The organism is Pseudomonas sp. UBA6276, from assembly GCF_002438365.1.
GTDB lineage: Bacteria > Pseudomonadota > Gammaproteobacteria > Pseudomonadales > Pseudomonadaceae > Aquipseudomonas > Aquipseudomonas coleopterorum.
The window spans coordinates 1-5,470 of sequence record NZ_DJUS01000145.1 but is presented as its reverse complement, the minus strand read 5'-3'; the positions used below and the strand labels follow the sequence as shown (position 1 = coordinate 5,470).

The 5,470-nt window shown below is 62.1% G+C and carries 4 protein-coding genes; 1 reads left to right on the top strand and 3 read right to left on the bottom strand.

Annotated elements, in window-relative coordinates:
* Positions 1–1,080, bottom strand: a 1,080-nt coding sequence (locus tag B2V21_RS16980) for a multicopper oxidase family protein (RefSeq protein WP_286917473.1), incomplete at its 3' end; no start/stop codon positions are given.
* 212 nt (positions 1,081–1,292) lie between these two features.
* The gene (locus B2V21_RS16975) at positions 1,293–3,887 is read right to left on the bottom strand and encodes a membrane-targeted effector domain-containing toxin (protein WP_286917472.1); all 2,595 of its coding nucleotides are present in this window, start codon (positions 3,885–3,887) and stop codon (positions 1,293–1,295) included.
* Positions 3,888–4,058: 171 nt separating this feature from the next.
* Between B2V21_RS16975 and B2V21_RS16970 the strand changes: the two genes are divergently transcribed.
* Positions 4,059–4,430, top strand: coding sequence for a PH domain-containing protein (locus B2V21_RS16970; protein ID WP_049861256.1), 372 nt, complete (start codon positions 4,059–4,061; stop codon positions 4,428–4,430).
* A 75-nt stretch (positions 4,431–4,505) separates the two neighbouring features.
* Here the strand turns inward: B2V21_RS16970 and guaA are convergent.
* The coding region (guaA, locus tag B2V21_RS16965) for a glutamine-hydrolyzing GMP synthase (RefSeq protein ID WP_286917471.1) at positions 4,506–5,470 on the bottom strand (965 nt) is incomplete at its 5' end.

Below are 5,470 nucleotides of genomic sequence, written 5' to 3'. Positions count from 1 at the left end.
GTCGGTGATGTCCCAGGCGATGCCGTTGATCTGCCACAGGCTGGGCGGCTTGCCTTCGGTGGTGTCGGACACCTCGCCTACCCATTCGAAGTTGAAATTGAGCTTCTCGGCGTTGGCCAAGTCCGGCTCGGCGATGGGGTTGGCGGGCAAGGCAGGTGGCCAGTCGCTGGCCGCTGCCTCGGCCGGCACCGAGCGCAGCGTGCCCAGACGCACCGAGCCATCGCGGATGGCGATCTCTTCACCGGCAGGCGGCATCTTGACCGCAAGGCAGACGCGCATGCCGGGGCCCATCCAGTAATCCTTGCCGAACGCACGGGGCTCGATCGGGTTGCCGTCCAGCGCATACAGACGCATCTCGGCGTCGCCACGGAAATTCAGGCGGTAGGTGGCGGTGTTGTCCAGGTTCAGAATTCGCACCCGGACGATCTGCCCGGCCGGCAGATCGATGGTTGCCCGATGCACACCGTTGATCGTCGAGAGTCGCCCCAGAGTGCCGTTTCGCGCCGCTTCGCGAGGAATGCTGAACGGCAGGAACGCGCCCTCCTCGTCCACGTGCCAGTTCTTCAGATTGAGCACCGCTTCGTGAGCGAAGCCGGTCGGTTCGCGCTCCTCGACGATCAACGGGCCGACCAAGCCCCGGCCCAGTTCCTCGCTGCTGGCGACATGGGGGTGATACCAGTAGCTGCCGGCGTCGGGTACGCGGAAGCGGTAATCGAAGTATTCACCGGGCTTTACCGGCAGCTGCGACACGTAGGGCACGCCGTCCATGTCCAGCGGCAGGCGGATACCGTGCCAGTGAATGGTGGTCTCTACCGGCAGTTGGTTGATGAAGCGCACCCGCAACCATTCGCCCTGGCGCACGCGCAGCTCTTGGCCGGGTGCCGAACCGCCGAAGGCCCAGGCGGGGGTCTGATGGCCTGCCACCAGCTCGACGTCGAGCGGCGCGGCGATCAACTGATAATCGACACCGGCCTGGTCGACCGGCGTTCCCAGCCAGTAGCGGGCAGCACCACCGGCACCCACACCGACCGCCACCACACCTGCCAGGCCACCGAGAAATCGTCGACGTGTGAAAGACATGGGGACGGCACCTGCTCAATGAACGCGAAAGGCCGACACGATACACCTGCAATTGAGAAAGATTAAGACTTGAACTGCCGCGCGGCGGGGTTCCTGCGACCCAGAACGCGGCTTACACCGCCACGGTAACGCTCGCGATCTCTGTGGCAGCAGCGCGAGCCGCGTCCGGCCTTACCGCGCAGTGCCAGACAAACCGCATGCGTGCTGGCGCATCAGGGTCTGATCACCCCCAGTGGTGCCAGCGACGGATCCAGGTAGGTGAAGGGGGCTTCGCGTACGGTCAATGCCAAGCGCCAATCGGCTTTGACCACGCCATCGGGGTGGCCCATGGATGGCAGATAATATTCGCCAGGATCCAAAGTGATGTTGGTCTGTTGACCTGCGCCAGCATCGACGATGCGCAGCGCCGTCACATCGTGTAACTGCGCAAGACCAGGAATGCCTTTGTAGGTGGATGCATGGGTATCGCCAACCAACGCGATCCACTTGCCACTGCCTGGCAGCACACCACGCGCCGCGATCACGCGGCTGGCGTGGTAGCTGAATACCCTATGCCGCAGAGTCCCTCCCACGTTGTAGAGATCCTCCATGCCGTCGAGTCGATAGCTGGCCGCGCAATCCAGCGCCCGCACCTGAATGCCTTCGCGGCGTGCGGCCTGTACCAGTGTGGTGTAATTGTATCGACGCGTAGGGTCGGTGCGATGGCCCAGATCCTGGTCGCGCAGGTAGTCCTGCAATTGGCTGGGCAGACGCCCGTCGCTGGCGACTTGATCGAGCTCGGCCTGATGCAGATCGGTCATCAGGTGTTCCATGTACAGGGTGTCGACGCCATCGCGAGCCAGGGCCGGCATATGCTCGATCAGAAATTGCTTGCTGGCGATGGACTGATGGGACTCGCCAATGACCAGCCCCCGAGACTCATCCAGCAAACGGCGCACCGCTACATAGGGAGGCAGCGAAGGGTCAGGCGCACGTAACGGCGATCTACCTGGCGAGCGCCATTGGGCAATGAATGCATTAGCATCTTCGATCAGTTGCACACGCAATTTGTTGAGGCTGTCGAGCACCGGATTCAGCGGTGTATAGGGGTCGAAATAATCACCTGACAGCATTTTTCGAAAATGGTCGCTCAACAGCTCGCGCGTCGCGGCACGTGCCACGAGTGGCACCTCATAGCGACTGGCCAAGCGTTCGAACTGCACGTAACTCACCGGTGGAGGCTCAAGCTCTACCTCACCCGAAACACTCATGCAGCCACCGCCCCCACGCAGGCAACCGCCGGGTACCAGTTCCCATTGCAGTTGGCTGTTGAAGCGCACCGGATAATTGCCGGTGAACGCAAAGGGCCGCTGCGGATCGACGATCATCCAGTAACCCAGGTGGGAGTCATAGCGCACCCGATACAGATCGCCACGCAAGCGGATCATCTGCTCGCCCTCGACCGTCAGCAACCCTTCCGTGCTCGGTAGCAGAGGCGTCAGCGCGGACACCTGCGGATGCGCTTGCAGAGACTGCAACTCGGCGGTCTGTGGTGCCCGCTGAGGAATCAGCAGCGTCATGTTCAACAGCAGTTCTATGCCATTGACTATCGACGCATACAGCGCTGCGCGACGGTCCGTGGCCTCCGACGCATTCACCGCGCGCTCGACATTGAGTGCGAATTTCCCGGCGCTGGCCACCACCACGATCAACGCGATGGGCCAACTGACCATGGCCGCTGCGCCGAACAGGTGCACCCCGGCGCCCAGATAACTGATCCACAACTGCTTGCGCAGCTCGCTGTTGCTATGCAGTTGCAGGTTGGCCTCGGCCAGCATCTGCTCGCGGGCCTGCACTTGCAGCCAGTGCGCTGCATCCGTAGAGACGGCCGGCCACGTCACTTTTGCCGCGAACAACGACAGTGGCTTCTGCGCCAGCAGCGCGAAGCTTCGAGCCCGTGCCACTGCCGCTGCAGCCTCGATCAGCCTGCCGTGATCGAGCAAACGCTCCCGGCTCGTCTGCGCCTGGACCTGTTGGTACAACCACGCCTGAATCGCTTTCGTATCGGCGAAGACCTGGAAGGCCACGTCGCGGCCCGCCAGGTAGAGCAAACGCTCGCCCGCCACAGTGTTGAAGCACAGGACGCTGGGGAAGACATGACCGGCGATCTGCAGCGCACAGACCGTGACACCCTGGGCGGCCGGATGAGTGCAGGTCAACCCGGCCAGGGTCGGAGCCATGGCGTACTCGCACCCCAAACCATCGAACACCGACTGCACCTGTTGGCGCGTCATGTGACCGGCCTGGCAAGCATCTACCGCAGCGCGCAGGCAGTTGATCCGAATCAGCGTCTGCACCCCTTGCTCATTGTCGGCCCAGAACGTCGCCAAGGCCTGGTGATAGACCGCCGCAAAGTCGATGTGCCATAACGCGGTCAATACCTTGTCCGGCTGCAGCCGTACCTCGTTGCGCTCGTCGAACCACAGCGTCTTCGCATCACCTGTGTAGAACCCGCCCATGACATGCAGCAAGTCAGCATTATCCTGATCGCTCGCGCGAAACCGCCGCATCACCAGCTCCGTAAACGTCATCGATTCGCTCGGTGGCCCCATGTGTGCGTACCCGCTGAACGAACGATGGCTGGATTGGGCGTTGTCGAAACGATGCCAGTAGAAGGCGTCGGGGTGAGCGTCGATGCCCATGGAAGTGAGCAGTTGGGTAGCCGCGTCTACGGCCATTTGGTGCAGGTTGGGCAACCGGTGGGTGATTTGCCCCGCGAGGCCTGCGAGAACCTCGCCTAATTGCGTATTGGAAGGTGCATCAGTCATATCAAAGAGATCGATTTCTGAACGGGCTGCGAGTATGGCCACTGCCCCGGACCCGACCGGCCTACATATTTGGCCCCATCGTCCAGGCGCCCGACGACGCCGCCAACACTCTCGCTGACGCCAGCATCAAGGTAGACTTCGGCAAACCTTCTGCTCGCAGGATTCAAGGCCATGATCGACTTCAACAACAAAGGCTTCTTCAAACTCAAGCAGAATGCAGAATACGGCGAACGCGTCACCGCGCTGCTGCTGGAAGACGAGCACGTGGTCGACGCCTACAAGTCGATGCGTGACGGCGTGGTGTTCACCAACAAGCGCATCATTGCCGTGAACGTGCAGGGCCTGACCGGCAGCAAGAAGGATTTCACCTCCCTGCCCTACAAGAACATCGTGGCGTACTCAATCGAGACCTCGGGCACGTTCGATCTGGATTCGGAGCTGGAGGTGTATTTCTCGGCGCTGGGGAAGGTGCGGTTCGAGTTCTCGGGGAAGACGTCGATGGTGGAGATTTCGCGGTTGATTGGGGGGTATGTGTTGAAGTGAAACAAAAAAGCCCGCAATTACGCGGGCTTCAGGGCATTTCCTGCTAGTAGGTGCCGGGCAATGCCGGACGCGGGATCACTCCCACTCAATCGTAGCCGGCGGCTTGCTCGACACGTCGTAGGTCACCCGCGAGATGCCTTCGATCTCGTTGATGATGCGGCCGCTCACCGTTTCCAGCAGTTCGTAAGGCAGGTGGGCCCAACGCGCGGTCATGAAGTCGATGGTTTCCACGGCGCGCAGGGCGACGACCCAGGCGTAGCGGCGGCCGTCGCCGACGACGCCAACCGATTTGACCGGCTGGAAGACGACGAATGCCTGGCTGACCTTGTGGTACCAATCGGCCTTGCGCAGTTCTTCGATGAAGATGTGGTCGGCGCGACGCAGCAGGTCGGCGTATTCCTTCTTCACTTCACCCAGGATGCGCACGCCCAGGCCCGGGCCGGGGAATGGGTGGCGGTAGACCATGTCGTACGGCAGGCCCAGTTCCAGGCCAAGACGGCGGACTTCGTCCTTGAACAGCTCACGCAGCGGCTCGACCAGCTTGAGGTTCATTTCCTCGGGCAGGCCGCCGACGTTGTGGTGCGACTTGATCACGTGTGCCTTGCCGCTCTTGGCGCCGGCCGACTCGATCACGTCGGGGTAGATGGTGCCCTGGGCCAGGTACTTGATGTTGTCCAGCTTGCAGGACTCGGCGTCGAACACGTCGATGAAGGTGCGACCGATGATCTTGCGCTTCTTCTCCGGGTCGGCTTCGCCGGCCAGGTTGTCGAGGAACTGCGCTTCGGCGTTGGCGCGGATGACCTTGACGCCCATGTTTTCGGCGAACATGGCCATGACCTGCTCGCCTTCGTGCAGGCGCAGCAGGCCGTTGTCGACGAAGACGCAGGTCAGCTGATCACCGATGGCCTTGTGCAGCAGGGCCGCGACCACCGAGGAATCGACACCGCCGGACAAGCCCAGCAGGACGTTGTCGGTACCGACCTGGGCACGGACCTGAGCGATGGCGTCTTCGGCGATCTTCGACGGGGTCCACAGCGCTT